The organism is Micromonospora sp. NPDC049004 (genome assembly GCF_040649315.1).
Taxonomy (GTDB): domain Bacteria; phylum Actinomycetota; class Actinomycetes; order Mycobacteriales; family Micromonosporaceae; genus Micromonospora.
Window position 1 is genome coordinate 83,238 of the sequence record NZ_JBEZFG010000008.1, and the last position, 26,877, is coordinate 110,114.

The following is a 26,877-nucleotide window of genomic DNA, read 5'->3' on the forward strand; positions in this document are numbered from 1 at the left end:
GCAACCCGACCGTCGGCCGGCCGTCGCGTCAGGCGCGGTGGTGGGCCGGGCGGCCCGGGTCGCGCAGCACGGTGTCCAGCCGGCCGTCGCGGTCGCTGTCCACATAGGTGATGTCCGGTACGCCGTCACCGTCCACGTCGATCTGGACGACGTCGGCGAGGCCGTCGCCGTCGAGGTCGGTGACCACCTCGACCGACCCGTCCAGGTGGCGCGTCACGATCGACCGCGACCGGCCGCCAGGCTCGCGCGGCGGCGGACCGGGCGACGGTACGGGCGTCGGCGCGGGCGCGGGGGCGGGTGTCGGACGGGGGCCGGGCGTGGGCGCCGGGTGGCTCGACAACCGGGCGCCCGGCGGGGCGCTGGCCGGCTCGACCGCGCTGCCGGTCGGGTCCAGCTCCTCCTCCGAGGGGAAGACATCGCCCCGCGGGGCCGGATCACGGTAGCTGCTCATGGGCGTAGGGTTCCCCGACGATGGCGAGAACAACCGTGCCCGATCGTCCGGTGTCCGTGGCGCCCGGTCTGTCGGAGGATGCGAGGACCGACGCCACGGTCATGAACGGGGGTCCGAGCGTGGAGCTGCGCCGGAGCCGGGGGGCCCGGGTGCTCGCCCTGGTGTGCGTACTCGGTGGGGTGCTCTTGTTGGTCTACCCCAGCGACGGCGCCCTGCTACGGACGATCGTCGCCGGGGGCGCGATCGCGCTCGGCGCGGTGGTGCTGGTCAGCGCGCTGCGGCCGTTCCGCTTCGGGATCACCCCGGAAGGGCTCAGCATCCGGCGGCCCGGCCTGCGCCGGGAGATCCGGTGGGCCGAGGTCGACGCGCTGGTCCTCGACGAGCCGCCCCGCCGCGACGGCTACTCCACGCCGCCGCGCCTGCTGCTGGTGCCCGCCCCGGGTGCGGCATTCGAACCGGTCACCGCCCGCCACCCGATCGACGGCCGGCCAGCCGTCGAGCTGCTGGTCTTCGACCAGGTCCGGGAGCAACCCGAGCAGGTGGCCGAGGCGCTCGCGCGCTGCGCCGGGGACCGGTTCGTCGACCTGCTCGCTCAGCGCCGCGCCGCCTTCGCCGCCCCGGACCTCCCGGTCGGCCTGCGTGGCTACCAGATGGATCGGGTCGACAGGTTGATCCGACGCGGCCAGGACGCCCTGATATCCGGGGATGCGGCGACCCGGCAGGCGGCCCGGGGCGAGATCGAACGCGCCACCGCCGCCGGTCTGCCGATCGCTCAACGCGGCTACCCCACGTACCAGGCGGATGCCGTTCTGGAAGCCCTCGTCGCCGCATTGGCCGACCACCAGTCCACCGATCGGGAGACCGCCCCATGACCGCGCAGGGACAGCACCTGACGTCGAGCACCGACGTGCCACGCCGCAACTGGGCCGGCAACGTGCGCTACGCCGCGCGGGAGTTCCACCGCCCCACCACCGTCGACGAGGTACGCCGGCTGGTCGCCGGCAGCTCCCGGATCCGCGCGGTGGGCACCGGGCACTCCTTCAACCGCCTCGGCGACACCACCGGGGACCTGGTCTCGCTCGCCGGCCTGCCCCCGACGATCGAGATCGACCGCGAGCGCGGGCAGGTCACCGTCGCCGGCGCGCTGCGCTACGGCGACGTCGCCCGGCACCTGCACGGCCAGGGGTACGCGCTGGCCAACCTCGCCTCACTGCCGCACATCTCGGTCGCCGGCGCGGTGGCCACCGCCACCCACGGCTCCGGCCCCACCCACGGCAACCTGGCCACCTCGGTAGCCGCCCTGGAGCTGGTCAACGCCGACGGGGACCTGACGCACGTGGACCGCGACACCGACGGCGACACGTTCGCCGGCATGGTGGTCGGGCTCGGCGCGTTCGGCTTGGTCACCCGGGTAACCCTGGATCTGGTGCCGACGTTCGAGCTGCGCCAGTACGTGCGCCTCGACCTACCCGTCGAGGCGCTGGACGAGGCGTTCGACTCGGCGTACAGCGTGAGCGTGTTCACCGACTGGCGTACCCCGCGTCTGCGGGAGGTGTGGCGCAAGCAGCTCGCGGACCAGCCGCCGCCGGAGATGGACTGGCTCGGCACCACGGCCGCCGACCAGCCGCGACACCCGGTGCTCGGCATGCCGGCCGAGAACTGCACCCCACAGCTCGGCGTGCCGGGCCCGTGGCACGAGCGGTTGCCGCACTTCAAGCTCGGCTTCACCCCGAGCAGCGGTGACGAACTCCAGTCCGAGTACCACCTGCCGCGTACGGCGGCGGCCGGGGCGCTCGCCGCGCTGGCCGAGGTGGCGCACCTGATCGCCCCCGTGTTGCAGGTGTGCGAGCTGCGGACGGTGGCGGCCGACGAGCTGTGGCTCAGCCCGAACCACCAGCGGGACAGCTTCGTGGTCCACTTCACCTGGGTCGACGACGCCGACGCGGTGCTGCCGGTGCTGGCCGAGGTGGAGGACCGCCTGGCGCCGTTCGCACCCCGCCCGCACTGGGGCAAGGTCTTCGTCACCGCCCCGACCGAGCTGGCCGCCCGCTACCCCCGCCACGCCGACTTCGCCGCCCTGCTGACCCGCCTGGACCCGACCGGCACGTTCCGCACCGACCTGCTGGACCGCTACTTCCCCCGCTGACCGGTGCGGGCCTCGTCGCCCGCGGCGATCATGAAGTTATTGCCCCTCGCAGCGGCGTGTCGGCGCAATAACTTCATGATCAGCGGGACGCGGCCGGGGTGCGCAGGCTGCCGCGCTGAACGGCGCGGCTGATGTCGCTGGGGGAGACGATGCCGGTGAGCAGGCCGTCGTCGCTCACCACCAGGGCGCGGCCGTCGGCGCACTCGCTGAGCCGGGGGAGCAGGTCGTTGAGCTCTTCCCCCGGCTGCGCGAGGACCAGCTGGTCGGCCCGGCAGGCCACCTCGCCCAGCGTGGTCGACGTCCGCGCATCGGCGGGTACGCCCCGCACCCGGTCCAGGGTGACGAGGCCGGTCGGTCTGCCGTCCTCGGTCAACGGCAGCGCCGAGTGCCGGTACGCGAAAAGGTAGTGGTCCACGAAGTCGGCGACCGTCATGTCCGCCGAGGCGGTCTGCGGCTGCGGTGTCATCACGTCGGCGACCCGGATGCCGCGCAGCGCGCTTCCGGCGCGGGCCTGCCGCTCCTCGACCCCGGCGGCGCCGATCAGGAACCAGCCGATCAGCGCCAGCCAGAGCCCACCGAAGCCGATACCGGACAGGAACTGCCACAGCCCGAGGCCGATCAGCAGCACACCCAGCACCCAGCCGGCCCGGGCGGCCACCACGGACGCTCGGCTCCGGTCGCCGGTGGCCTTCCACACCGCCGCGCGCAGCAGCCGGCCACCGTCCAGCGGTGCGGCCGGCAGCACGTTGAAGATCGCCAGGAGCACGTTGATGCCGGCCAGCCACGCGATCGCGCCGAAGAGCAGTCCACCCTGCCCGGCCAGCGCGAACAGCAGAGCGATGACACCGAAGAACGCCCCGAGCAGCAGGCTGACCAGCGGGCCGACGCCCGCGATCCGCAGCTCCGCGCCGGGGTCGCGCGGCTCACCCTTCAGCTCGGCCACCCCGCCGAACAGCCAGAGCGTGATGCCGTCGACGGTCAACCCGTTGCGCTTGGCGACCACGGCGTGCGAGACCTCGTGGGCGAGCAGGCCGACGAAGAAGACAACCGCCGCGGCCAGACCGGCGAGGGTGTACGCCACCGGCGAGCGGTCCGGGTACGAGCGGGGGAACTGGTTCGCGGCCAGCCCCCACGCGATCAGCGCGAAGATGACCAGAACGCTCCAGTTGACCCCGACCGGCACCCCCGCGATCCGTCCGAGCCGGAAACTTGCCCTCATCCCTGTCCGTTACCCCCGGTTGGGCGAGCCATGCGACATGCCGCGCCCAGGAGCGTCGGTTCGGGGTATGCAGCGGGTAGGGTCAGAGTATGACTCGCCGGATCACCATCAGCCTGCCCGACGACGTGGCCGCGTACGTGGAGCGCACGCAGGGCAACACGTCGGGTTTCATCGCCGGCATCCTGCGCCGGAAAATGCGCGCCGACAACCTGCGGGCCCGGTGGGAGCAGCTCGGGTACGTGGTTACCGACGAGGACGTCGAACGGACCCGGTCCCACCTTGCCGCCCTGGCACCTATCACCGACGAGCAGCACGCGCGCAACGCCGAGTGGCTCCGCCAGTTCGACCAGGACGGGCCGGCCGCCGCGTGAACGGTCTGGTCCTGGACACGTCCGCCCTGCTCGCCTACGCCTCCGGTGACAGCGTCGAACCGGGGGCGATCCTGACCCTCGCCGAGGAGGACCCGGCGCAGGAGGTGTGGATCCCGGCACTCTGCCTGGGGCAGGCGCAGCTGGAGGTGGCTGGCACACCCGCCATCCACCTCCTCGACCTGCTCCTGAACGAGGAACGGGAGATCAAAGTCGCGGTGTACGACGCACCGACCAGTCGCCGGGTGGCCCGGATCGCAGCGCGGTTCGACGTGCCGCTGGACGTCGCGCACGCCGTTGCGACCGCCGTGCTGTACCGCTGTTACCTGGTGACCCGTGACCCCAAGCGGGTCGCCCCGGCGGTGCCGCCGGATCTGGAGATCCTCGACATCTCACTCGACTGGAGTTGAGGGCACACTGACTGGCTCGTCACCTGACGTCAGATACGGCTGGCCAAAACAGCCGCTTCGTTCAGGAGGGAATCGAGTTCGTCGTCGGAGATCCTCCCACCGCCGAGCGTATGCAGAATGGCCAAGCCCTGGATACGACCCGCGACCTTAGGGTCGACGTCCATCTCGATGGTCGGGTCGAGAGCGGCGCTGATCAGCTTCTCTGCGCTGGTCGCGTCAGTCTCGGCACCACCGGTTGTCGTGCTCCGCATGTGGCTGACGAACCGGATCACCTCCTCCGGGCTGGCGCCGTTGGGGAAGTGGCGGTCGACCGCGAGGTAGAAGACCGCACCGAGCAGCGTGGCGAAACCCTCCCAGCCCTGACTGTCGAGGCGAGCCTCGATGCGGTCGTTCTCGGCGTGGTCGCCCGTCACCATGGTGCGGATGTAGGCGACCATGTCAGGACTGATCGTCACGATGCTTCCTCTCGCGATGCTTTTTGGTCATGTTCCACAGGCCCTTCAGGCCGACGGCCACGGCTCCAGCCGCCATGATGACGGAGCTGACCGGGTGTTCCAACTGTGGTCGATCTGCGGGCGGGGCGGGCTTGGGAGCGGCGGTGGAGGTCGCGGTGCCGCCGGGGCCGCCCTTGATCTGATGCATCAACTCACGAAGCCCGGCCGTCGTGGCCTGCTCAGCGTCCTGAAGGTTGCCCTCGGTCTCGTCCGCCTTCTTGACATGACGCCGGAGGAAGGCTTCGGCTCGGCTGCCCCTGCTCTCTGCCTCTGCGACCACTCGTTCGCCCGATGGTGATCCGTGGTCCCCGTCGACACGAGCGGGGACGGAACCCGGGGCGATCACGTTGACGTAGTTGGCGAGATGGTGCGCCGCGTTGCTAGTCAGCAGGCCGAGCCGGCCGGCTTTGTCGAGAGCGGTGCGGCTCTGGCTGATCGCCAGGCCGAGTTTCGGGTTCTCGCTTCCGCTACCGAGCCGGCCAAGATTTCCCTGAGCTTCGGCCGTGTCCTGCTGGGCGCGGCCGGCTTTGACGGCGAGGGCGTCCAACTTTTCAATGGCGGAGTTGAGCTGTGCCACGACCTGGGTGAGAAGCCCAGTCATCCGAGCGACTCCCGATAGCTGCCCGTGTTGTCCTTGATCACGGTGATCGTGCGGAGGATCAGCTCCACCTCGCGTTTGGCCGAGGTCAACGCCGTGCGGGCCTTGTTCGCCTCGTCATGTTGGCTGTCGTGCAGGGTGGTGAGGGTCAAGCTGGTTGCCTCGGCGAGTTGGGCACCGATCTCCTCGACCGTAGCGGCGGCTTCGCCGAGTAAGCCGTCGACTTCGCGGAGGGCGGCTTTGATCTCGCCGATGCTCACGTTCAGCCCAGCACGCTCATGTACTGCCGGGCGGCTTGGCTGCTGCCCTGCATGATGGTGGCCGCTTCAACCAGCCGCTGCTTACTCTGTTCCGCGCGGGCGATGGCTTCGCCGAGCGTCGGGTGACCGGTGCCGGCGGCCACCGCGCGTAGGCGGGCCAGCACCTGCTCGGTGCTCTCGATGGCAGCGCGGATCTGGTTTGTCGTGGTGTTGCTCTGGTCGGCTGCTTGGGCGAGCGCGGCCTTCACTTGTTCGATGCTGGCCATGCTGTCCTCCTGGTCGACTACGCGCGACGCGAATCACGTTCGTACGTTCCGTGGAGGGACGAACACTAACCGACACCAAGTACTGTCCGCAGCCCCGAGGCGCTGGTGCGGAGAGCGGTATGACACAGGGGAATATTTATACCTGTGTGTCATGCCGCTCTACGCCGAGTTACTTGCCGGCCGAGCTGGCGAACGTGGCCGGGCCGACCACGACGGTGCATGCTCGCGGCGGTTGGCGAGACGGCGATGACCGATGCGATGGCTGGGACCGGCGCTTCAGCGGCGGGGGGCCTCGCTGGCGATCGTCGCCTCCCGGGGCAGCGCCGCCGCCCGCAGCGCCCAGTCCAGCGCGTAGTCGGCGATCTCCTCCCAGCCGGGCGCCCCGACCGTGAAGTGCGACCGGCCGGGGAACTCCTCGTACGCGGTGAGCGCCCGGGACTTCTGGTAGAGCCCCGCGTTCGTGCGGACCACCGACGCCGGCACCACGTGGTCCTCTCCGCCGGCCATCAGCAGCAGCGGCGCCCGGTCGTTGCGCCCGACGTCGACGCGGGCGGGTGAGCGCGGGTCGACGTTGGCGAAGGCGCCCTCGAAGAACACCCGGCCGGCGCCGGGGACGGCGTAGCGCTGCCAGGCCCGGTCGGAGTCCTCCCGGCTCATGGTGTTGCCGAACGTGTAGGCGAAGTCGTCCGGGGTGAAGGGGACAGCCCTGCTTCGGTTGGCGGGACTGCGCAGGATCGGGAAGCCGGAGCGCAGCTGACTCAGCGGCACCTTGAGCACTCCCTTGATCGCCGCCGGGTGCACCCCCACCACCGCCGCGCCGAGGCCCCGGTCGGCGAGGACCTGGGCGAACAGCCCACCGAACGAGTGCCCCATGATGATCGGCGGTCGAGGCAGCGCCCGGATGATCCGGTCGTAGTGGGCGACGATGGTGGCCATGCTCTGCTCGGCGATCGGGCTGGGGTCGTCGCGCAACTGCTCCACCGACCTGTCCATGCCGGGCCAGGCGGGGGCGATGACGTGCATCCCGCGCTCGGTGAACCGTTGGGCCCACCCCTCCCAACTGCGCGGGGTCATCCAGAGTCCGTGGATCAGCACGACAGTGTCGACCCGGCCCTGCGGCGTGGCACCCATCGCGTCCTCCCGGTGTCGCGGCGTCCGGGCGCGCTTACCCGCTGCCGCGCCCGCGATGCCTCGGTTGGGGGCGGATGTGGCGGCGAGCGTGATGACTCAGGGGCATATTGATGACACGGAGGCATCACGCTCGCCGCGGTCCTCGCTCGCCGGCCCGTTCCTCTCCGATGCGATCCGGGCCCTGACAAATGTCACGGCCGGAACGTGACGGCCGCTCCGGGAGCCGACCTTCGCGACGCCGGAGCATCTATGCCATGACCAGTACGCATCCGGCCGTCGAGCTGAACGGCCTCACCAAGACCTTCGGTACGGTCACCGCGGTCGACGGGCTGAGCCTGCGGGTGCAGCCCGGCGAGGTGGTGGCGTTCCTCGGCCCCAACGGCGCGGGCAAGACCACCACCATCGACATGCTGCTCGGCCTGGCCCGCCCGGACGCGGGCACGGTCCGTGTCCTGGGCGGTACCGCCGACGACGCGGTGGCCCGGGGTCGGGTCGCCGCCGTACTCCAGACCGGCGGGCTGCTCAAGGACCTCACCGTCGGCGAGACCGTGCGGATGACCGCCCACTTCTACCGGCACACCCGCCCGGCCGCCGAGGTGCTGGAGCGCGCCGGCATCGCCGACATCGCCGACCGGATCGTGGGGCGGTGCTCCGGCGGTCAGCAGCAGCGGCTGCGTTTCGCCCTGGCCCTGCTGCCGGACCCGGACCTGATGGTGCTCGACGAGCCGACCACGGGGATGGACGTCGAGGGCCGCCGGGACTTCTGGCAGGCCCTGCGCCGCGACGCCCGCGACGGCAGGACCGTCATCTTCGCCACCCACTACCTCGACGAGGCGGACGCGTACGCCGACCGGATCGTGCTGGTCCGGCAGGGACGGATCGTCGCCGACGGCACCACCGCGGAGATCAAGAACCTGGCCGCCGGCCGTACGGTGCGGGCCACCCTGCCCGGCGCGGACCAGGCCGCGCTCGCCGCGCTGCCCGGCGTGGACGCCGTGGAGGTACGCGGCGACAGCGTCCTCGTGCGTACCGGCGACTCGGACGCGATCGCCCGTCACCTGCTCACCCGGACCGCCGCCCGGGACGTGGAGATCACCTCCCGCAACCTCGAGGACGCCTTCCTCGCCCTGACCACCGAGCGCATCGGAGCCTGAGATGTCCACCCTGCCGGCCACCCCCGCCGCCACCCGCACCGACAGTCAAACCCAGCCCGACCGCCGGCTGCCCGCGATGGGCGGCTTCGCCCCGGCCGTCCTCGGCATCGAACTGCGCCGGGTGCTGCGCAACCGCCGCACCCTCGCCTTCACGCTGATCATGCCGGCGGTCTTCTTCCTCATCTTCGGCCTGCCGCAGCGGGGGCAGACGCTGGACAACGGCCGACCCGTGACGGCGTACGTCATGATCAGCCTCGCCGTGTACGCGGCGATGGTGGCGACCACCAGCGCGGGCGGCGCGGTGGCCACCGAGCGCGCGTTGGGCTGGAGCCGGCAGCTGCGGCTCACCCCGCTGCGCCCGACCGCCTACGTGGCGACGAAGGTGGCCACAGCGATGACCCTCGGCCTGATCGCGGTCGTCATCGAGTTCGTGGTCGGCGCCGCGGCCGGCGTCCGCCTCCCGCTGGACGTCTGGCTGCTGTCCGGGCTCGCCGCGTGGCTCGGCTCGCTGGTCTTCGCCGCGTTCGGTCTGTTCATCGGCTACCTGGTGCCGGCCGAGAACGTCATGCAGTTCATCGGGCCGATCCTGGCGGTGCTGGCCATGTTCGGCGGGCTGTTCGTGCCGGTCGAGGTGCTGCCGCACGTGCTTCAGCAGGTCGCGAAGTTCACCCCGGTGTACGGCATGGGTGAGCTGGCCCGCGCCCCGCTGACCGGCGACGGGGTGAGCATGGCCGGGGTGGCCAACATGGTCTTCTGGACCGTGGCCTTCGGCGTCGGCGCGGCCCGGCTGTTCCGCCGGGACACCGCTCGGGTCTGACCGCCGCGACCGCTAGCGTGGAGCCGATGGACCTCCCGACGGGGCAGCCCCAGCCGATGAACCGCCACTGGCGGTACATCGGCTGGCTGCTGGCCGCCGTGTGGCTGTTCTTCCTCAATGTGCCGATCTCCACGGCACTGCAGCAGCCGGAGCCGTGGCGGCGGGTCGTCGGGGTGGCCGCCCTGGTCGTCTTCGGTCTGGGCTACGTGCTGCTGTTCCAGTGGGCCCGCCGGCTGCGCCAGCTGCTGCTGCCGATCCCGGCGGGGCGGGCACGGGTGGCTCTGCTGGTGCTGCTCGCGGTGGGCCTGGCGAGCATCCCGGGCACCGACGGCGACTGGCTGGCGACCCTGGTCTACGTGGCCGCGGCCGGGGTGTTCCTGCTGCCGCCGTGGGAGGCGGCGGTCACCGTGGCGCTCTGCGCCGTGACTCCCGCGCTGGCGTCCTGGCTGGTGCCGGGCTGGGAGGCGGAGAACGGCATCGTCTTCGCGGTGCTGCTCGCCTCGTTCGCCATGTTCGGCGTGTCCCGACTGGCCCAGCGCAACAGCGAGTTGCAGGCCGCGCAGCAGGAGATCGGCCGGCTCGCGGTCGCCGAGGAACGGGCCCGCGCCGCGCGCGACCTGCACGACATCCTCGGGCACTCGCTGACCGTGGTGGCGATCAAGGCCGAGCTGGCCGGGCGGCTGATCGAGGTCGACACCGTCCGGGCGGCCGCCGAGATCGCCGAGGTGGAGAAGCTGGCGCGGGCGGCGCTGGCGGACGTGCGGCAGACCGTCGGGGCGTACCGGGAGGTCACCCTCGCCGGTGAGCTGGCCGGCGCGCGGTCCGCCCTCGCCGCGGCGGGCATTGCGGCCCAGGTGCCGGCCGAGACGCCGGAGCTGCCGCCCGAGTGGGACCGGTTGTTCGGCTGGGCGGTGCGCGAAGGGGTGACCAATGTGGTCCGGCACAGCGGGGCGCGGTGCTGCACGATCCGGGTGCGCCCGGACGGGGTCGAGGTCGGCGACGACGGTCGGGGGCCGTCCACTCCCGACGCCGCCGGGTACGGGCTGGTGGGTCTGCGGGAGCGGGCCCGCCGGTTGGATGCCGTGGTGACAGTGGGTCGGCGGCGGGACGGCAGCGGTTTCCTGCTGCGGGTGCACGCCCCGGCGGAGGCCCGGTGAGCGGCTCGCCGGCGCCGATCCGGCTGCTGCTCGCCGACGACCAGGCGCTGGTGCGGGGCGCGCTGGCTGCCCTGCTCTCGCTGGAGCCGGACCTGACGGTCGTGGCCGAGGTGGGCCGGGGCGACGAGGTGGTGCCCGAAGCGCTCCAGCACACGCCCGACGTGGCCCTGCTGGACGTGGAGATGCCCGGCCTGGACGGGATCGCCGCCACCGCCGCGCTGCGGGCCGCGCTGCCGGCGTGCCGGGTGCTGGTGGTGACCACGTTCGGTCGGCCCGGCTACCTGCGTCGCGCCATGGAGGCCGGCGCGAACGGCTTCGTGGTCAAGGACACCCCGGCCCGGCAGCTCGCCGACGCGGTCCGCCGGGTGCACGCGGGCCTGCGGGTGGTCGACCCGACGCTGGCCGCGGAGACCCTGGCCACCGGGGCGAGCCCGCTGACCGAGCGGGAGACCGAGGTGCTGCGGGCGGCGCGCGCCGGTGGCGCGGTCGCCGAGCTGGCGAAGGCGCTGCACCTGTCCGAGGGGACGGTGCGCAACCACCTGTCCGCGGCGATCGGCAAGACCGGCGCCCGCAACCGGGCGGCGGCGGTGCGCATCGCCGAGCAGAACGGTTGGCTGCTCGGCGACTGAGCGGCCTCGCTCAGGCGGTCGGCGGTGGGGTGGGGAGCTGGTCGACGACCACCAGGCTGCTGCCGGGTCGGACCTCGGCGAGCAGTTCCCGCTGGCCGCTGCGGGTGACCCGGATGCAGCCGTTGGTGGTGTTCTCGCCCAGGTCGTCGTCGTTGTGCCAGGTGTGCAGGCCGATGTGCGCGCCCTTGAGGCCGGTCGGCACCGCCTCCGGATCATCGGGCACCGACCCGAGGGCGTAGATGTCCACCCCGCCGTAGACCTCCTCGGGTGGCGGGGTGCGGCCCAGGACGAAGGTCCGCCCGAGCGGCGTCTCCTGCCCGGACTGGCCGAGGCTCGTCTCCCAGGAGCGCACCGCCTTGCCGGCCCGGTACCAGGTGAGGCGGTGCACCTTGCGCTCCACCACGATCTGGTCGCGCAGCGCCACGGTGTCGAACCCGCCCGGTGCCAGCCAGGCCAGGCGCCGGTTGGCCGAGGGCAGCAGGACGGCGGTCCAGCCGACCCGGCGCTGGGCGATCGGCACGGTCAGCTCGACACCGGCGAGCGTCGGTTCGAGGAAGGCCAGCGGCCGTCCGCCGGGCGCGTCGTACGCGGCGATCCGCCGGGTCGGGTGCACGCCCTCGGTCAGGGGCGTGACGTCCATCGTGGCCGGGTCGGCGGGAAAACCCCTGGGTGCGGGGTCGTAGTCGAGCACCGGCAGGCCGTCCGGGGCGGGCGCGGCCGGCGGGACCGACTCCTCCGGGCTCTGCTCGACGCTGCTCGGCGTCGGATCGGCTGCCACCACGTTTCGACTCTCGGGAGCCGTCGAGCGTGGGGTGAGAGCCTGGCCGACCAGCAGCGCGGCGGCCAGCAGCACGGGTACGGCGATGCCGGCGGCGATCCAGCCGGCACGGCGGCGGTACGGGGACATTCGGTCAAACGGCACCAAACCACTTTATGGCTGTGGACGGTCCGGGGCCCCCGGTTCGGCGATACCCGCCGGCCGGAGGCCCCGGAGTCGGTCAGACCCGCGCGCCGATGTGGATGGCCACCGCGTCGTGCGCCGGAACGTTCGCGGCGAACCAGCCGTTACCGTCCACGGTGATCACCGGTCCGCTGCACGTGCCGCCCGCGTACGTGCCGTGGATGACGTCGCAGTACCGGCCGGCGGGCAGCCCCGTGTAGTACGAGCGACCGTTCACGGCGGAGTCCTCGTCGTTGAGCGTGACGAAGCCCTTGCCGCTGCGGCTGAACGCGATGTGGTTGTTGCCGTTGTCGTACCAGTTGGCCATGCCCGCGCCCTCGGTGGCGTTGCGGAAGCCGACCATGTTGGCGATCACCGGCCAGCGGTGCTCGCACTCCCAGCCGGAGTAGCAGGCGGTGTTGAGCGTCTTGTTGTTGCCGTCCGAGGGCGGGCCGGCGTCGCGGTTGCTGAAGGTGTAGCTGGACATGACGGTCGGCGAGCCGTACGGCCAGGCCAGCATGAAGGCGTTGGCGAGGGCGTAGATCCCCCGGTCGCGGTAGGTCAGCACCCCGCTGCTGTCGCGCTGGGTGTCGTGGTTGTCCACGAACACCGCGGCCGACCCGGTGGGCAGGTGCCCCCAGCCCTCGCCGAAGTTCTTCAGGTAGGCGAGCCGCTCGGAGCGGAAGACCCGGGCCAGGTCCTTGCCGTAGCGGAACTCGTGCACGTCACCGTTGCCGGTGTACTCGGTCGGCTGGACCGGCTCGCCGGCGCCGTAGATGACCTCCTGCACGAGGTACGCCGAGCGGGACAGCTTGGCCTTGATCGCGGCGATGTCGGCGGCCGGCATGTGCTTGCTGGCGTCCAGCCGGAAGCCGTCGACGCCGAGCGAGAGCAGGTCGTTGAGGTACGACGCGATCTTCGTCCGGACGTAGTCCGACTCGGTCCTGAGGTCCGACAGGTTGACCAGCTCGCAGTTCTGCACCTCGTACCTGTCGTTGTAGTTGGCGATGTCGTCGCCGCCGTTGCGCCCGCAGTGGTGGAAGTCCTGGGTCTGGTAGATGCCCGGGTAGTCGTAGTGCGAGTACGACGAGCCGGCCCAGCCGGTGCCGCCGTTGTCCTGACCGGACATGTGGTTGATGACGGCGTCGACGAGCACCTTCACGCCTGCCGCGTGACAGGTGTTGACCATCGACTGGAACTGGGCCCGGGTGCCCTTGCGGGACTCGATCCGGTAGCTGACCGGCTGGTACGCCAGCCACCACTGGTTGCCCCGCACGTGCTCCTGCGGGGGCGAGACCTGGACGTAGCCGTAGCCCTTCGGGCCGAGCGTGCTCTGGCACTCGCTGGCCACCGACGGCCAGTTCCACTCGAAGAGCTGGACGATGACCTTCTTGGCGCCGGACGGGCTGGCGGCGGCCGGGGGTGCCGTCGCGGTGAGGGGGACGAGCAGGCTGGCGACCAGGCCGAGGGCGAGGATCGCCGAGCCGCGTCGACGTCGGTGCATCGGGACTCCTGACGGGAGCGGGGGTGGGGGTGGTGGTGCGGCGGGGGAATCGCATCGGTTGCTCGAATCTTGCAACCCATGCTGAAATTTGCCGAAAGGTTACAAGCGTGTTGCAACGACTGTCAATGCATGGACGGTGATCACTGTCCATGGTGGCCGCTACACGCGTCCCGGCGTCGGTCGGTTCGATCCGGCCCAGAAATTTCCGTCCTCGGGTGATCCGCTCGCCCCGCCGGTCCGTACTGGATGGGGGAGCAGGGGTCGGCCGGTGGTACGCCGCCGCGAGACGATCGAGGAGCAGATGGCCCGGGCAAAGCAGAACCAGAAGGCCACCGAGGTCCGGACCAGCACCAGCAGTCGGGGGGTGCGGACCCGGTCGCGCTCGGCGACGACGTTGCTGATCGCGTCCGTGCTGGCCGCGCTCTGGGCGGCGACAATGCTGACCGGCGCCGGTCAGACGGCGTACGCGTACGGCTTCTTCTTCACCGAGTTCTTCGCCGGGGTGATCTCCCTGGTGTCGTTGAGTCTCACCGTGATGCTGGGCCTGCTCGCCACCGACCGGCTGGTGCTGGGCATCTCGCACCGGGTGCTGATGCAGTCGGCGCACCGCGCCACAGGCGTCCTGGGCGTGGCCGGACTGTTCTTCCACGTCCTCACCAAGATCGCTACCGGTCGCGCGGCGGCGACCGACTCGCTGGTGCCGTTCGTCGGTGGCCGCGGCCTCTACGTCGGCCTCGGCACGGTGGCCGCTCTGCTCATGGTCAGCGTGATCTGGACCGGCATCATCCGGGCCCGCTTCGCCGGCGTCGGTCCGAAGTGGCTCTGGCGGGCCCTGCACTCCGCCGCGTACCTCGCCTGGCCCTTCGCGATCCTGCACGGCCTCAACGCCGGTCGGGCCGCGGCGTCCTGGGTGGTGCTCAGCTACCTCGCCTGCGTCCTGCTTGTCGTGTTTGCGCTGCTGGTCCGGCTCTCGGTCACCATCGGCCGGCGCAGCCGCGAGCAGCACCAGGCCGCCGTGCGCAACGCGGTGCTGGCCGGGCGGGGCACCGAGGAGAGCCGCGGGCGCTCGCTGCTGGCCGGCCTGAGCCGCCGCCGGGACACGAGCGAGGACAAGCGCCCGGCCTGGGCGGAGGCCACCACCGCCACCTGGACGGCCCCGGCCGGCCCCCGGCGGCGCGAACCCGAGCGGTTCACCGTTCCGGTGGTGCCCGAGCCCGGCTCGCTCGTCGAGCCGACCCGGCCCAGTCGACGACGGCGGGACGAGGCGCCGGCGGCTCGGCAGGACGCCGACCGACCGACGCGTGGACGGCGCGACGAGGCGGAGACCACGACCCGCCGGTCGAGCCGGCGCAGTGTCGAGGAGACCGGCACCCGTCTCCGCGACGAGGAGGAGTTGGAGCCGGTGACCCGGCGGCGCGCGTCGCGCAGCCGGGACCGGGACGAGGAGGCCGCCCCGACCCGACGCCGTCGCGCCGAGGAGCCGGCCGCCGAGCGCGGCAGCCGCCGGTCCCGCTCCGAGGACGAGGGCACCCGGTACTCCGCGCCGCCCCGCCGGGTGGTCGAGGAGCCGGAGGAGCCGTGGGACAGCCCGCGTCGCTGGCAGGCCGCCGAGCCGATCTCCGCCGGCCCGGTCTCCGCCGAGCCGATCTCGGCCGGCCCGATCTCGGCGGCGCCGCGCAGCGGCAGCGGCCGGCACAGCGTCGACGACGACCTGCCGGAGGAGCCGGACTACTGGCGCCCGCCGGCGCGGTACGTGCCCGAGGAGGTGCCGCCGCCCGTCGACGACACCCCCACCCTCGTCGACCTGGCGTCGCGGAGGGCCCGACGGGCCTCCGGCGAGGGCCGGTCCGCCAAGCGCCGCAAGGCCAGCGCGGACGCCGTGGACGGGGCGTACTGGGCCGGGCTGCGGGGTGAGGCGAAGTGATGCGGACGACGGTGCCGCCGGTGGCCTGCGTCGGTGAGCCTCGGCTGACCGCCGGCTTCGCCGAGTTCGGCCGGCTCGACCTGGCCGCGCACGAGGAGGTGCACGGGCCGATCGGTCCGATGGAGCCGGCGCAGTTGCTCCGGCTCGTCGAGGGCATGCAGCTCAAGGGCAAGGGCGGGGCGGGTTTCCCGTTCGCCCGCAAGCTGCGCGCCGTGCTGGAGTCCTGCGAGCGGCAGGACCTCGCCGCGGTGGTGGTCGTCAACGCCACCGAGGGCGAGCCGGCCAGCTGGAAGGACAAGGTGCTGCTCACCCGCGCTCCGCACCTGATCCTCGACGGCGCGGCGCTGGCCGCGTACGCGCTGGACGCTGAGGAGATCGTCATCGGCGTCGCCGACGACGGTGTCGGCCGGGACTCGCTGATGGAGGCTCTCGCGGAGCGCCGGATGCCGGTGCCGACAACAATCGTCACCGTGCCGCACCGGTTCATCTCCGGCGAGGGCGGTGCTCTGGTCAACGGCATCAACGGGCTGCCGCACATCCCTCCGGGCACCAAGAAGCGCTCCAGCGACTCGGGCGTCGGCGGTCTGCCCACTCTGCTGTCCAACGCCGAGACGTACGCCCAGCTCGCCGTCGGCGCGCGACTCGGCCCGTACGAGTACGCGGCGCTCGGCACCGACGACGAGCCGGGCACCGTGCTGCTCACGGTGACCGGCGCGGCGGGCCGGCCGGCGGTGGTGGAGTGCACGGCGGGCATGCCGCTGCGCGACGTTCTCGACCTGTGCGAGGTCCCGGACGTCCAGGGCATCCTGATGGGCGGCTACCACGGCAAGTGGATCACCCCGGAGGCCGCGGAGAAGGCCGAGGTCTCCCGCAAGGGCCTGGCCGCGGTGGGCGGCACCCTCGGCGCCGGCATCATCGTCCCGATCGGTGTGGACACCTGTCCGCTCGGCGAGGCCGCCCAGGTGGTGCGCTACCTGGCCGGGGAGTCCGCCGGCCAGTGCGGCCCGTGCAAGATGGGCCTGCCGGACCTGGCCCGCGCTGTCGACCTGGCCGTGGCGGGCAGCCAACCGGCCGACGTGGTGCGGGCCGCCGCCGGCGAGGTCAAGGGCCGCGGCGCGTGCAGCCACCCGGACGGCACGGCGCGGTTCGCCCTCTCCGCGATCGAGGTCTTCGCCGAGGACCTGCGGCTGCACAGCACCGGCGACGGCTGCGGCCGGCGGGTCAAGGGCGTCATGGGGCTGCCCGGCGCACCCGACCCCAACCCGCAGAAGCTCACCCTGGACTGGTCCCGCTGCGACGGGCACGGCCTCTGCGCGCACGTGGTGCCGGACTTCATCCGGCTGGACGGCAACGGCTATCCGGCGTTCCCGACCACACCCGTGCCGACCTGGCTCCGCGAGGGCGCCCTGAAGGCCGTCAAGGTCTGCCCGGAACTCGCCCTGCGTCTCGCGAAGGCCGAGTAAGGAAGGGCACTGACCACCACACCTGTCGAACGGAGCTGCGGATGCGCAAGCCGATCGGGTGGACAGCGGCGGCGTACCCGCCCCGCGCCGCCATCGTGGGGGCGCTCGTCGCCGCCCTGCTCGCCACGGCGTCCTGCACCGGCACGGTGCCGCCCGACGCCACCGCCGCCGGGACCCCGCCGACCCCGGCCAGCTCCGCGGCCACCCCGGCTGCCCCCGCGACCGGCGCACCGTCGGCCGCGTCGGCCCCGGTCCCGGACATCCTGCGCTTCACCGGCACCACCCTCACCGGCAGCGCGTTCGACGCGACGCGACTGGCCGGCCGGCCGGTGGTGCTCTGGTTCTGGGCGCCGTGGTGTGCCACCTGCGCCAGCCAGGCGTGGACGGTGGCCGAGATCGCGCCCCGCTACCGCGACACCGTGCCGATCGTCGGTGTCGCCGGGCTCGGCGAGCAGCGGGACATGAAGAACTTCGTCAGCGAGTTCGACCTCGGCGACATGCCGCAGATCGACGACCGCAAGGGCGTGCTCTGGAAGCGGTTCGCGGTGACCGAGCAGAGCATCTTGGTGATCATCGACCGGGACGGCACTGTCGTCCATCAGGGCTTCCTGGACGGTGAGGCGCTCAGCGCCCGCGTCGCCGCCCTGGCCGGGGCGTGACCGCCCCGCTGCTGCTCGCGCTGACCGCCGGCATGCTCGGCGCGGTCAACCCGTGCGGCTTCGCGCTGCTGCCCGCGTACCTCTCGCTGTTGGTCGCCGGAGCGTCGGACGCCCGCGGCGCGGTCGGCCGCGCGCTCACCGCGGCGGCCGGGCTCACCCTGGGGTACGTGGTGGTCTTCGGCGCCTTCGGCCTGGCGCTCGCGCCGCTGGCCGGCTGGCTGCGTCCCCGGCTGCCGTGGCTGACCGTGGCGCTCGGGCTGCTGCTGGTGGTGGCCGGCTGTTGGCTGCTCGCCGGTCGGCGGCTGCCCGCGCCCGGGTGGTCCGCGCGGGCGCCCCGGCTGACGAGGTCCTGGCCGTCGATGGCGCTGTTCGGCGCGGCGTACGCGCTGGCGTCGTTGGGCTGCGCCATCGCACCGTTCCTGGCCATCGTGGTGACCAGCCTCCAGGCCGGCTCGACCGGCCGCGGGCTGGCGCTGTTCGGCGCGTACGCCCTCGGGATGGGTCTGGTGGTCGCTGTCGCCGCGCTCGGCGTGGCGCTGCTGCGCGATTCGCTGGTGGCCCGGTTGCGGGTCGCCGGCGCGCTGGTGCCCCGGCTCAGCGGCCTGGTGCTGCTGCTCGCGGGCGGGTACGTCGCCTGGTACGGCTGGTACGAGCTACGGCTGGCCGCCGGCCGCCGGGAAGCCCTCGAAGATCCGATCATCCGCGCGGCCTCGCAGGTGCAGCACGCCCTGGCCGACACCGTCGACACGGTAGGCCCGGCGGTGCTCCTGACGACCCTGGCGGCGCTGCTGACCCTGGCAGCCCTGACCCGCCGCCGCCCTGTTGATCATGAAGTTATTGCCCCGACACGCCGAGGTGAGGGGCAATAACTCATGATCGACGCAGGGTTCAGCGGGGGGTCAGGCGGTCTGTTCCCAGGCGGTCCTGGAGGACCTCGGGGATCAGGACGCTGCCGTCGGGCTGCTGGTTCTGCTCCAGGATGGCCGGGAAGAGCCGGCTGGTGGCCAGCGCGGAGCCGTTGAGGGTGTGCACGAAGCGGGTCTGCTTGGCGCCCGGCTCGCGGTAGCGGATGGCCGCCCGGCGGGCCTGGTAGTCGCCGGCCCAGGAGACCGACGACACCTCCTTGTACTTGCCCGTGCTCGGCATCCACACCTCGATGTCGAGGGTCTTCTTCATCGAGGCGCTCGCGTCGCCCGCCGAGAGCAGCGTCCGCTGGTAGTGCAGACCCAGCCCCTCGACCAGGCTCTCGGCGTGGGCGAGCATCTCCTCCAGTGCCGCGTCCGCCTGCTCGGGCAGGGTGAACTGGAAGATCTCCACCTTGTTGAACTGGTGCCCGCGCACCGTGCCGCGCTCGTCCGAGTGCGACCCGGCCGACTCGCGCCGGTAGCAGGGCGTGTACGCGAACGCCTTCAACGGCAGCTTCGTGGTCTCCAGGATCTCGTCCTGGTACGCGCCCAGGATCGCCGTCTCCGACGTGGGCAGCAGGAACTGCCCGCGCGGCGCGGAGTCGGAGTCCAGGTGGTAGACGTCGTCGTAGAACTTGGGGAACTGGCCGGCGGCGAAACCGGCCGAGTCGAGCAGCAGGTGCGGCGGGAGCAGGAACTCGTACCCGGCCTTGATGTGCTGGTCGACGAAGTAGTTGAGCAGCGCCCACTCCAGCCGCGCGCCGACCCCCGTGTAGATCCAGAAGCCGGAGCCGCCGAGCTTGACGCCGCGCTCGTAGTCGACCAGACCCAGCGCGCGGGACAGCTCCACGTGGTCGCGGACCTCTTCGATCGCCGGTGGCTCGCCGAAGGTCTTGACGACCCGGTTCGCCTCCTTGCCGCCGGGCAGGACGTCGTCGCTGGGCAGGTTCGGCAGCTCGCTCATCGCGTCGCGCAGCCGGGCCTGCACCTCGTCCAACTGGGACTCCAGCTCGGCGAGCTGCTTACGCTCCGCCTCAGGCGCGGTGACCTGCGGCTCGGTGCCGGCGCGCTTCGCCTGCGCGTACGCCCGGGCCTCCGCCTTGCGGCGCTGCCGGTCGGCATCGATCTCCGTGATCAGGGAACGCCGTTCCTGGTCGAGCCGCTGAATCTCGTCCAGGGCCCGATCGACCTCGGCGGGATCCAGACGCTTCGCCAGCGCGGTCGCCACCGCCTCGCGATCCTTCCGGATCAACTCCATGTCGAGCATGCTGCTCCGTACGCCTCCGTCCGGGGTTCACTGGTGAACCATCAGATGCTACCGTCGCGCACGTTTCCACCCGACTACGGGGAGCGCGACGGGTTTTACAGCCGGATCGGCATCAGCACGGAGAAGGTGTCCTCGTCGTTCGGCCGGCGCAGGGCCAGCGGGGCGATCGGCCCGTCCAGCTCCAGCACCAGCTGGGGGCCGCCGGCCGCGTCCAGCGCGTCGAGCAGATACCCGCCGTTGACCCCGAACCGCAGCCCGCGCATGGGATCGGGCGTCGGGTCGGCCGTGGACAGCTCGGCCGGGTGCAGCAGGCGCAGGCCGCCGTGGTCGTCGAGACCGAGGACGGAGACCGCCAGCGGCGTGCCGGCGTACTCGCGAGCCAGCGTGGGGGCGGCCGGGTCGCGCAGCGCCGCGCGCAGCGCCACCACGTCCACCGGGATGCGGTACGCGGCCGGCCGGGCGCCGACCGCCTCGCGCAGCAGCCGACGGTAGTCCGGGAAGTCGTACGGCAGGGCGGTGCCCGTCAGCGTCCGACCGGCCACCGTCACCGCCAGGTCGACGCCGGCCACTGTCAGCCGCACCGGCCGGGCGTCGGCGGGGTCGAGCAGCCGGCGTAGCCGGTCGACGAGGTCCACCGGCACGAGCACCCGCGCGGGCGGCCCGTCGACGGCCGCGCCGGCCCGGGCCAGCGCGAGCCGGTGCCGATCGGTGGCGACCAGCCGCACACCGTCCGGCTCGACGTCGAGCAGCACGCCGGACAGCGCCGGCAGCTCCGCGTCCACGCCGACGGCGAAGCGCACCGCGTCGAGCGCGGCGGCCAGCTCGGCGGGGGAGAGCAGCAGCGTGGTCAGCGTCGTGGGCGTCGGGTCGACCAGAGCCCGGAGCCGGACGATCTCGCGGCGGGCGTCGGCCAGCCCGTCGGCAAGCCGGCGCAGGTGCGCGTCGAGCAGCCGGTGCACCTCGGCCGGCTCGGCGCGGACGGCGGCGGCGATCTCGGGCACCGGCATGCCGACCCGGCGCAGCCCCGCGACCAGCCGGGCCGGGCCGATCTGCTCGTCGGTGTACCAGCGGTAACCCGTCACCGGATCGACCAGGGCCGGCGCCAGCACACCCGCCGAGTCGTAGAAGCGCAGCGCGCTGACGGTCAGGCCGCTGGCCCGGGCCAACGCGCCGATGCTGTGCAGGTCGCTCACCACGTCGGGCATCCTGCCCCCTCGACCTGGTCGAGGGTCAAGCCGCCGGGCGTGCCGGGGTCGTCTCGTCCTGCTCGATCACCCGGAAGGTGAGCCCGGCCCGGACCAGCCGGGCCAGCAGCGCGTCACCCATCGCCGCGACCGGGGTGAGCTGGCCGGCGGTCGGCGGCAGGTCGTCGAACGCCAGGCACAGCGCCGACTCGGCGAGCATCTTCGCCGTCTCGTCGTAGCCCGGGTCGCCGCCCGCGACCTCGGTGATCACGCGCTGACCGCCGCCGGTGCCGACGAACCGGACCCGGAACCAGGACGACGCCCGCTGCTGCGGGGTCGGGCCCTGCCCGGAGGCGAGCCGCCCGAGCAGCCAACGCCGGGTGGGCGGCACCTTCACCAGGCCGACAACCGCGCCGAGCCCCACCGCGCTGACCAGCACGGTCGGCAGTCGCTTCACGGCGGCGAAGTGCCGGTAGCGAAAGTCCGGGCCGTACTCCGGGCGGCTCGCGGCCGAGCGGCGGATCACCTGCGGGTCGATGGTGGGCAGCGGCACGGTCCAGATGCCCAGCTCCGTCGAGCGGGCCAGCCGGCCGGGCACCGCCCGCACGCGACGGTCGGTGGGGCGCGGCTCGACCGCCCGGCGGGCCCGGGCGGCCCGGCTGGCCTCCCCGGTCCGGGCGAACGCGGTGAGGGCGGAATGGTACGTCCCGGCGGAGAACCGGCCACCGGCGCGGACGTAGCCGTCCACGGTGATCGGGACGTCGGCGGGCAGCTGCTTGACGGTGAACCAGACGCCCAGGTCGTGCGGGATGGAGTCGAACCCGCAGGCGTGCACCAGCCGGGCGCCGCTGGCGGTCGCCTCGGCATGGTGGCGGACGTACATCAGGTCGACGAACTCCGACTCGCCGGTGATGTCCAGGTAGTCGGTGCCGGCCCGGGCGCAGGCCGCGACAAGTGGCTGCCCGTGGTGGACGTACGGGCCGACGGTGCTGGCGACCACGCGGGCGCTCTCCGCAACGGCCCGCAGCGAACCGGCGTCGGTCACGTCGGCGGTGAGCAGCGGCAGGTCGGCCAGGGCGGGGTCGATCGCGGCGAGCCGCTCGCGCACGGCGGCGAGGCGATCGGCGTTGCGCCCGGCCAGCGCCCACCGCAACCCGGGCGGCGCGTGCCGGGCAAGGTACTCGGCCGTCAGCCCTCCGGTGAAGCCGGTCGCCCCGAACAGCACCACGTCGTACGCCCGCTCCCCAGCCATCCCCCGAGTCTGCCACCCGCCATCGCCCAGCGCCGATCGGCAGGCGCGGTCACGGCGTGAACACGGCCCGGACGCAGCCGTCGGCACGGTCGGCGAACAGCGCGTACCCGCGGGGGCCGTCCTCGAGCGGCAGCCGGTGGGTGGCCAGGTGCTCGGTGCGCAGCTCGTCGCGGGCCATCCGGTGCAGCAGCATCGGCACGTCGCGCAGGTCCGGCCGGCGCGATCCCCGCAGGGTGAGCCGCTTGTCGGTCACCGCGCCCAGCGCGAACGCGTCCACGTGCCCCGGGGCCCCGCCGAGCACCACCACCACGCCGTCCTTGCGGCAGGCGTGCACCGCCTCGCGCACCGCGTCCGGGCGGTCGACGTCCCGGCCGGTCAACCGATCGGCGACCGACCTGGTCGGCGGTACGCCCACCGCGACCACGCACACGTCCGGGCCGCGTCCACCGCTGCGCTCCCGCAGCTCCGCCGCAACGTCGGTGCTGCGGTAGTCGAGCGTCTCCGCCCCGGCGTGCCGCTCGGCCATCCGCAGCCGGTCGGCGTGCCTGTCGACGACGAGCACCCGGGCAGCGCCGCGCAGGGTCGCGGCGCGAGCGGTCAACTGACCCACCGCCCCGGCGCCCCACACCGCCACCACGTCGCCGGATCGCACCTCGCCCAGCTCGGCCGCCAGCCAGCCGGTGGGCGCCGCGTCGGCGGCGAACAGCGCCCGGTCGTCGCCGACCGCGTCCGGCACCCGGAACGCGCCCACGTCGGCGTACGGCACCCGGACGTACTCGGCGTGGCCGCCCGCGAAGCCACCCGCCGCGCGGGGCCGGCCGAAACAGCCGGCGTCCGAACGCACCAGGTCCGGATCGACGCTCGCGACGTCGGCGCCCCCGTTGTCGCAGCAGGAGTGCCGTCCCCGCCGGCAGTACCAGCAACCGCCGCACGCGACACTCGCGCCGACCACCACCCGGTCGCCGATCCGGTGTCGCCGGACCGCCGGACCGGTCTCGACGACCTCGCCCAGGAACTCCGTCCCCAGCACGTCACCGGCGCGCAGCAGCGGGTCCCGGCCGGCCAGGAGCGGCAGGTCGACGCCGCTGGTGGCGCTGCGGCGGACGCGGACGATGACGTCCCGCTCGTTGCGCAGCTCCGGGTCGGGCACCTCGCGTACCGCCAGCTCGTCGGCGGCCACCCAGCACAGCGCCCTCACCCGCGGGCCGCCCCGCGGTCCAGTGCCGAGCGGTCCGCGCGCAGCACCTCGCCGGCCTCCACGCGCTGCTTGACCTGCCGCAGGGTCCGGCGGACCAGCAGTCGCGGGTCGTCGCCGACCAGATGCGCGGCCAGACCGGTCGCCGCGACGGCCCCGGCCAGCGGGCGAGCGGCCAACTCGGTGCCCCGGTCACCGGGCGCCGGCCGTACCCGCACCTCGACCGCGCCGTCCAGGTCGCGCAACGGCTCCGGCCACCGGCCGCCGGGAAGGACCTGGTCCGGGGGTCGGTCCACCGTCACGACCTCCCACCCGGTGGCCGCGCTCCGGTAGCGGTCCGCGCCGGGCCGGCCACGCCGCAGCGGTACGCGCACCAGCCGCGCCGCCCCGGCCCACGCGCCGGCGCCGAGAGCGGATCTCGCCCGCGCCAGCCGTCTGATCGGTCCCATCCGTCCTCCCGGTCCACGTCCCGTGATCATCGGTCGCGGCCGGGTGAAGCGGGCTCGCCCGGAAGGGGTGAACAGGTTCGGGCCGGGTAACCGCTCGCCGACCGGGGGTGGAGCGCGTCGTGGGGGTGGGGCCGGGTGCCGGAGCAGCAGGATCACGCGCGAGTCGGCACGGCGCCGCAACGCCGGGGGGAGCAGCCGCCGCTGCTGGCGTCGCGACTGACCCCGACCGTGCCGCCCGAGCCGGTGGTGGCCCGGCCCCGCCTGCTGCGCCGGCTCGACGAGGGGGGTGCCGGGCCGGTCACCCTGGTCGCCGCGCCCGCCGGCTGGGGCAAGACCACACTGCTCGCCTCCTGGGTCCGGTTGGCCGACCCCGGGTCGACGTCCGGGCCGGCATGGGTGTCGGTGGAGACCGGCGACGACGGCGACCGGCTCTGGGCGTACCTGGCGGCGGCGTTGCGCACGGCCACCGGGGCGGCGGACGACGACCTGGTGACGCCGCTGCCCACCGGCCCGCCGCGCCCGGACCAGCTGGAGCTGCTGGCGGCCGGGCTCGCGGCGGCGGAGCAGCCCGTCCTGCTGGTCCTGGACGATCTGCACCGGATCACCGACCCGGCGGCGCTGACCGGGCTGGAGTTCCTGCTGCGGCACTCCGAGCAGCGGCTGCACCTGGTGGTCGGTGCGCGGGCCGGGCTGCCGCTGGCCCTGCACCGGCTGCGCCTCGCCGGTGAGCTGACCGAGATCGGCCCACAGGAGCTGGCCTTCACCGACGACGAGGTGGCCGACCTGCTGACCGCGCACGGCGCACCACTGCCGGCGGCGGCGGTGCGCCGGCTACGCGAACGCACCGGGGGTTGGCCGGCGGCGCTGCGGATCGCCGCGCTGGCGTTGCGCGGGCAACCCGACCCCGAGCGCTGGGTGGGGCAGTTCGGCGGCGACCAACCGGAGATCGCCGGCTATCTGCACGAGGAGGTGCTGGCCGCCGTCGACCCGGCCGACCGGGACCTGCTGCGCCGTACGGCCCTCGCCGAGACCGTCTGCGCCGATCTGGCCGAGGCGCTGACCGGCCGCGCGGACGCCGGGCAGGCGCTGGCCGACCTGGCCGGGGCCGGTGGCCTGCTGCACCCCGAGGGCACCCGCCCGCCCTGGTACCGCTGTGACCCGCTGCTCGCCGACCTGCTCCGCGCCGAGCTGGCCCGGATGCCCGCTGACGAGGTGCGGAAGCTGCACGCGCGAGCGGCCGACTGGTACGCCGGCGCGGGCCGCCCGGCCGACGGGTTGCGGCACGCCCTCGCCGGTGGCCGGTGGGACCTGGCCGGCGACCTGTTCGTCGCACACTGGCCGGAGCTGACCCGCTACGACAGCGACCCGGTGGGCGGGTCGCTGTCGTCGTCCCCGCCGTCCCCGCCGCCGGAGGTGGTGCACGCCGATCCGGAGGTGGCTCTGGCCTGTGCCGCCGAGCGCGCGTACGCCGGTGACCTGCCCGCCGCGACCGACCACCTGCGCAGGGCCGCCGGGCAGGCCGGCGCGCTACCCGTGCCGCGGCGGGACCGGTTCCTGCGGCTGGCCACCGCGCTGGAGCTGACCCTGGCCCGGCTCGCCGGTGACCTCCCGCAGGCGCGTGCCGCCGCCGCCCGGCTGCTGCGTACCCGCCCGACCGACAGCCCACCGGTCGGGGTGCCGGATCGCCAGGCGGTCGGGCAGGACGGCCGGGCGGCTCGGGTGCCCGAGCCGTTGTCGACCCGCCCGTCGGACGCCGACGACGCGGACCTGCGGGCCTTCACGGGCACCGCGCTGGGTCTCGTCGAGCTGTCGGCCGGCGCGCTGCCCGACGGGCGGTTCGTCCGCGCCCGGGCGGCGGCCCGGGAGGCGGGTCGGCCGCGTACCGAGCTGGTCGCCGCCAGCCGCTCCGCGCTCCTGCTCGCCGTGCGCGGTGACCTGGGCGCGGCCGAGGCGGCGGCCCGCGACGCGTTGGGCATGCCGCTCTGTCGAGGCTGGTCCTGCCGGCTCGACTGCGGCTACGCGTACCTGGCGCTGGCGGTGGTGGCCCTGCACCGCGACCAGCCCGAGGAAGCTGTCGCGAACCTCACGCTCGCCGCCCCGGCCACCGGCGTGGCGGGCACGGCGGGCCCGGCGGGAGCGGCCGGTGGGGTCGGCCTCGCCGAGGCCGGTACGTCCGACCGGTCGGGGTCGAGCGCGGAACCGGTGGCGGCGGCGGTCTTCGCGTGGTGTCGCGCGGCGCTCGACCGGGACGCCGGCGACCCGGCGGCCGCCCAGCGGCTGCTCGCCCGCGCCCGGGAGGCGCTGCCCGACGAGCCGGCCGCCGCCGAACTGTCCGGCCTGCTCCGGGCGGCCGAGGTCGAGACCCGGGCCGAGCGGGGTGACCTGGACAGCGCCCGCGACCTGCTGGCCGATGTGACCGGCGAGGCGGCCACCCCGGCGCTCGACGTCGCGCTGGCCCGGCTGGAGCTGCGCGCCGGGGACCTCGGCGCCGCCGGGCGGGCGTTGCCGGGCTGGCAGGCGCCGCCGGCCGCCGACTGGCCCCTTCCGGTACGCCTGGACGCCGGCCTGCTGGAGGCGGTGCTCGCCGACCGGGCCGGGGACGCACGCCGGGCCGGACGCGTCCTGGAGCAGGTGCTGGACCTGGCCGGCCCGCAGGGCTGCCGCCGGGCGTTCACCCGGGCCCAACCGTCGGTGCGGGACCTGCTGGCCGCCCACCTGGATGCCGGCACCGCGCACTTCTCGCTGGTCAGCGATCTCGTCCGGGGCGTCGAGGAGAGCACACCCCGGCCGGCGGCCGAGCCGGGTGGACTGCTCGACGAGCCGCTCACCGAGCGGGAGTTGACCATCCTGCGCTACCTGCAGAGCATCCTGTCCAACGTGGAGATCGCCACCGAGCTGTCGTTGTCGATCAACACGGTGAAGACCCACGTGCGCAACATCTACCGCAAGCTCGGCGCGACCCGCCGGCGCGAGGCGGTCCGGCGGGCGCGCGAGCTGCGGCTGATCTGAGCGGCCGGGCAGCCGCCCGGACCGGC

At 73.7% G+C, this 26,877-nt stretch carries 27 protein-coding genes; 13 read left to right on the top strand and 14 right to left on the bottom strand.

Going from position 1 to position 26,877, the window contains the following annotated elements:
- Positions 1-28 precede the first annotated feature (28 nt).
- Positions 29-451, bottom strand: a complete 423-nt coding sequence (locus AB0B97_RS23470) for a hypothetical protein (RefSeq protein WP_357496417.1) — start codon at positions 449-451, stop codon at positions 29-31.
- A 101-nt stretch (positions 452-552) separates the two neighbouring features.
- On the opposite strand from AB0B97_RS23470, the gene AB0B97_RS23475 reads away from it, so the two are divergent.
- Together AB0B97_RS23475 and AB0B97_RS23480 are read left to right on the top strand one after the other, a co-directional pair.
- The gene (locus AB0B97_RS23475) at positions 553-1,323 is read left to right on the top strand and encodes a hypothetical protein (protein WP_357496419.1); all 771 of its coding nucleotides are present in this window, start codon (positions 553-555) and stop codon (positions 1,321-1,323) included.
- The gene (locus AB0B97_RS23480; RefSeq protein ID WP_357496421.1) at positions 1,320-2,597 is read left to right on the top strand and encodes an FAD-binding protein; all 1,278 of its coding nucleotides are present in this window, start codon (positions 1,320-1,322) and stop codon (positions 2,595-2,597) included. Before AB0B97_RS23475 ends, AB0B97_RS23480 begins: the two co-directional genes overlap by 4 nt.
- A gap of 79 nt (positions 2,598-2,676) precedes the next feature.
- On the opposite strand, the gene AB0B97_RS23485 is transcribed toward AB0B97_RS23480, so the two are convergent.
- Positions 2,677-3,816, bottom strand: coding sequence for a site-2 protease family protein (locus AB0B97_RS23485; RefSeq protein ID WP_357496423.1), 1,140 nt, complete (start codon positions 3,814-3,816; stop codon positions 2,677-2,679).
- A gap of 89 nt (positions 3,817-3,905) precedes the next feature.
- Between AB0B97_RS23485 and AB0B97_RS23490 the strand changes: the two genes are divergently transcribed.
- Positions 3,906-4,187, top strand: a complete 282-nt coding sequence (locus AB0B97_RS23490) for a hypothetical protein (protein ID WP_234584424.1) — start codon at positions 3,906-3,908, stop codon at positions 4,185-4,187.
- Entirely contained in the window at positions 4,184-4,594 is a 411-nt protein-coding gene (locus AB0B97_RS23495; RefSeq protein WP_357496425.1) for a PIN domain-containing protein, read from the top strand. Before AB0B97_RS23490 ends, AB0B97_RS23495 begins: the two co-directional genes overlap by 4 nt.
- 29 nt (positions 4,595-4,623) lie before the next feature.
- On the opposite strand, the gene AB0B97_RS23500 is transcribed toward AB0B97_RS23495, so the two are convergent.
- From AB0B97_RS23500 to AB0B97_RS23520, 5 genes are all read right to left on the bottom strand, one after another.
- On the bottom strand, positions 4,624-5,031 hold the full coding sequence (locus AB0B97_RS23500; protein ID WP_357496795.1) for a hypothetical protein: 408 nt from the start codon (positions 5,029-5,031) through the stop codon (positions 4,624-4,626).
- A gap of 1 nt (position 5,032) precedes the next feature.
- Complete coding sequence (locus AB0B97_RS23505) at positions 5,033-5,689, bottom strand: hypothetical protein (protein WP_357496427.1); 657 nt, start codon at positions 5,687-5,689, stop codon at positions 5,033-5,035.
- Positions 5,686-5,946 (bottom strand): hypothetical protein, encoded by a 261-nt coding sequence (locus tag AB0B97_RS23510; RefSeq protein WP_234584428.1) that lies wholly within the window; start codon positions 5,944-5,946, stop codon positions 5,686-5,688. The genes AB0B97_RS23505 and AB0B97_RS23510 overlap by 4 nt, the downstream gene beginning before the upstream one ends.
- A 2-nt stretch (positions 5,947-5,948) precedes the next feature.
- Positions 5,949-6,212 carry a hypothetical protein gene (locus AB0B97_RS23515; protein WP_357496429.1) on the bottom strand — a complete coding sequence of 88 codons (264 nt, stop codon included), beginning with the start codon at positions 6,210-6,212 and terminating at the stop codon, positions 5,949-5,951.
- A 276-nt stretch (positions 6,213-6,488) separates the two neighbouring features.
- A complete protein-coding gene (locus AB0B97_RS23520) occupies positions 6,489-7,343 on the bottom strand; it encodes an alpha/beta fold hydrolase (protein ID WP_357496431.1) in 855 nt (284 codons plus the stop codon).
- A gap of 254 nt (positions 7,344-7,597) precedes the next feature.
- Between AB0B97_RS23520 and AB0B97_RS23525 the strand changes: the two genes are divergently transcribed.
- Genes AB0B97_RS23525 through AB0B97_RS23540 form a run of 4 tightly spaced genes read left to right on the top strand, consistent with a single transcriptional unit; the run spans position 7,598 to position 11,100 of the window.
- Entirely contained in the window at positions 7,598-8,497 is a 900-nt protein-coding gene (locus tag AB0B97_RS23525; RefSeq protein ID WP_234584431.1) for an ABC transporter ATP-binding protein, read from the top strand.
- Between the two features lies 1 nt (position 8,498).
- Entirely contained in the window at positions 8,499-9,314 is an 816-nt protein-coding gene (locus tag AB0B97_RS23530; RefSeq protein ID WP_357496433.1) for an ABC transporter permease, read from the top strand.
- A 26-nt stretch (positions 9,315-9,340) separates the two neighbouring features.
- Complete coding sequence (locus AB0B97_RS23535) at positions 9,341-10,471, top strand: histidine kinase (RefSeq protein WP_357496435.1); 1,131 nt, start codon at positions 9,341-9,343, stop codon at positions 10,469-10,471.
- Entirely contained in the window at positions 10,468-11,100 is a 633-nt protein-coding gene (locus AB0B97_RS23540; RefSeq protein ID WP_357496437.1) for a response regulator transcription factor, read from the top strand. Before AB0B97_RS23535 ends, AB0B97_RS23540 begins: the two co-directional genes overlap by 4 nt.
- Before the next feature lie 10 nt (positions 11,101-11,110).
- On the opposite strand, the gene AB0B97_RS23545 is transcribed toward AB0B97_RS23540, so the two are convergent.
- Together AB0B97_RS23545 and AB0B97_RS23550 are read right to left on the bottom strand one after the other, a co-directional pair.
- Complete coding sequence (locus tag AB0B97_RS23545; protein WP_357496439.1) at positions 11,111-12,022, bottom strand: L,D-transpeptidase; 912 nt, start codon at positions 12,020-12,022, stop codon at positions 11,111-11,113.
- A gap of 76 nt (positions 12,023-12,098) precedes the next feature.
- Positions 12,099-13,544, bottom strand: coding sequence for an alpha-amylase family protein (locus AB0B97_RS23550; protein ID WP_234584436.1), 1,446 nt, complete (start codon positions 13,542-13,544; stop codon positions 12,099-12,101).
- Between the two features lie 268 nt (positions 13,545-13,812).
- Here AB0B97_RS23550 and AB0B97_RS23555 point away from each other — a divergent pair, with 268 nt between their 5' ends.
- From AB0B97_RS23555 to AB0B97_RS23570, 4 genes are read left to right on the top strand one after another with little or no spacing between them, the layout of a single operon-like run.
- A complete protein-coding gene (locus AB0B97_RS23555; protein ID WP_357496442.1) occupies positions 13,813-15,468 on the top strand; it encodes a hypothetical protein in 1,656 nt (551 codons plus the stop codon).
- Entirely contained in the window at positions 15,468-16,931 is a 1,464-nt protein-coding gene (locus AB0B97_RS23560; protein WP_234584438.1) for an NADH-quinone oxidoreductase subunit NuoF family protein, read from the top strand. Before AB0B97_RS23555 ends, AB0B97_RS23560 begins: the two co-directional genes overlap by 1 nt.
- Before the next feature lie 41 nt (positions 16,932-16,972).
- Entirely contained in the window at positions 16,973-17,590 is a 618-nt protein-coding gene (locus AB0B97_RS23565) for a thioredoxin-like domain-containing protein (protein ID WP_357496444.1), read from the top strand.
- Positions 17,587-18,459, top strand: coding sequence for a cytochrome c biogenesis CcdA family protein (locus AB0B97_RS23570; protein ID WP_357496446.1), 873 nt, complete (start codon positions 17,587-17,589; stop codon positions 18,457-18,459). The genes AB0B97_RS23565 and AB0B97_RS23570 overlap by 4 nt, the downstream gene beginning before the upstream one ends.
- Before the next feature lie 19 nt (positions 18,460-18,478).
- On the opposite strand, the gene serS is transcribed toward AB0B97_RS23570, so the two are convergent.
- From serS to AB0B97_RS23595, 5 genes are all read right to left on the bottom strand, one after another.
- A complete protein-coding gene (serS, locus tag AB0B97_RS23575; RefSeq protein WP_357496448.1) occupies positions 18,479-19,762 on the bottom strand; it encodes a serine--tRNA ligase in 1,284 nt (427 codons plus the stop codon).
- Between the two features lie 95 nt (positions 19,763-19,857).
- Positions 19,858-20,967 (bottom strand): MerR family transcriptional regulator, encoded by a 1,110-nt coding sequence (locus tag AB0B97_RS23580; protein ID WP_357496450.1) that lies wholly within the window; start codon positions 20,965-20,967, stop codon positions 19,858-19,860.
- A 25-nt stretch (positions 20,968-20,992) separates the two neighbouring features.
- The gene (locus AB0B97_RS23585) at positions 20,993-22,198 is read right to left on the bottom strand and encodes a saccharopine dehydrogenase NADP-binding domain-containing protein (protein WP_357496452.1); all 1,206 of its coding nucleotides are present in this window, start codon (positions 22,196-22,198) and stop codon (positions 20,993-20,995) included.
- Positions 22,199-22,247: 49 nt separating this feature from the next.
- Complete coding sequence (locus tag AB0B97_RS23590; protein ID WP_357496454.1) at positions 22,248-23,396, bottom strand: alcohol dehydrogenase catalytic domain-containing protein; 1,149 nt, start codon at positions 23,394-23,396, stop codon at positions 22,248-22,250.
- On the bottom strand, positions 23,393-23,842 hold the full coding sequence (locus AB0B97_RS23595) for a hypothetical protein (RefSeq protein WP_357496456.1): 450 nt from the start codon (positions 23,840-23,842) through the stop codon (positions 23,393-23,395). The genes AB0B97_RS23590 and AB0B97_RS23595 overlap by 4 nt, the downstream gene beginning before the upstream one ends.
- Positions 23,843-24,043: 201 nt before the next feature.
- Here AB0B97_RS23595 and AB0B97_RS23600 point away from each other — a divergent pair, with 201 nt between their 5' ends.
- Positions 24,044-26,851, top strand: a complete 2,808-nt coding sequence (locus AB0B97_RS23600; protein WP_357496797.1) for a LuxR C-terminal-related transcriptional regulator — start codon at positions 24,044-24,046, stop codon at positions 26,849-26,851.
- The last annotated feature ends 26 nt before the right edge of the window (positions 26,852-26,877 follow it).

Coding starts and splice junctions, on each gene's coding strand:
- AB0B97_RS23470 (WP_357496417.1), bottom strand. CDS start 451: ATGAGCAGCTACCGTGATCCGGCCCCGCGGGGCGATGTCTTCCCCTCG.
- AB0B97_RS23475 (WP_357496419.1), top strand. CDS start 553: ATGAACGGGGGTCCGAGCGTGGAGCTGCGCCGGAGCCGGGGGGCCCGG.
- AB0B97_RS23480 (WP_357496421.1), top strand. CDS start 1,320: ATGACCGCGCAGGGACAGCACCTGACGTCGAGCACCGACGTGCCACGC.
- AB0B97_RS23485 (WP_357496423.1), bottom strand. CDS start 3,816: ATGAGGGCAAGTTTCCGGCTCGGACGGATCGCGGGGGTGCCGGTCGGG.
- AB0B97_RS23490 (WP_234584424.1), top strand. CDS start 3,906: ATGACTCGCCGGATCACCATCAGCCTGCCCGACGACGTGGCCGCGTAC.
- AB0B97_RS23500 (WP_357496795.1), bottom strand. CDS start 5,031: ATGGTCGCCTACATCCGCACCATGGTGACGGGCGACCACGCCGAGAAC.
- AB0B97_RS23505 (WP_357496427.1), bottom strand. CDS start 5,689: ATGACTGGGCTTCTCACCCAGGTCGTGGCACAGCTCAACTCCGCCATT.
- AB0B97_RS23515 (WP_357496429.1), bottom strand. CDS start 6,212: ATGGCCAGCATCGAACAAGTGAAGGCCGCGCTCGCCCAAGCAGCCGAC.
- AB0B97_RS23520 (WP_357496431.1), bottom strand. CDS start 7,343: ATGGGTGCCACGCCGCAGGGCCGGGTCGACACTGTCGTGCTGATCCAC.
- AB0B97_RS23525 (WP_234584431.1), top strand. CDS start 7,598: ATGACCAGTACGCATCCGGCCGTCGAGCTGAACGGCCTCACCAAGACC.
- AB0B97_RS23530 (WP_357496433.1), top strand. CDS start 8,499: ATGTCCACCCTGCCGGCCACCCCCGCCGCCACCCGCACCGACAGTCAA.
- AB0B97_RS23535 (WP_357496435.1), top strand. CDS start 9,341: ATGGACCTCCCGACGGGGCAGCCCCAGCCGATGAACCGCCACTGGCGG.
- AB0B97_RS23550 (WP_234584436.1), bottom strand. CDS start 13,544: ATGCACCGACGTCGACGCGGCTCGGCGATCCTCGCCCTCGGCCTGGTC.
- AB0B97_RS23560 (WP_234584438.1), top strand. CDS start 15,468: ATGCGGACGACGGTGCCGCCGGTGGCCTGCGTCGGTGAGCCTCGGCTG.
- AB0B97_RS23565 (WP_357496444.1), top strand. CDS start 16,973: ATGCGCAAGCCGATCGGGTGGACAGCGGCGGCGTACCCGCCCCGCGCC.
- serS (WP_357496448.1), bottom strand. CDS start 19,762: ATGCTCGACATGGAGTTGATCCGGAAGGATCGCGAGGCGGTGGCGACC.
- AB0B97_RS23580 (WP_357496450.1), bottom strand. CDS start 20,967: ATGCCCGACGTGGTGAGCGACCTGCACAGCATCGGCGCGTTGGCCCGG.
- AB0B97_RS23585 (WP_357496452.1), bottom strand. CDS start 22,198: ATGGCTGGGGAGCGGGCGTACGACGTGGTGCTGTTCGGGGCGACCGGC.
- AB0B97_RS23595 (WP_357496456.1), bottom strand. CDS start 23,842: ATGGGACCGATCAGACGGCTGGCGCGGGCGAGATCCGCTCTCGGCGCC.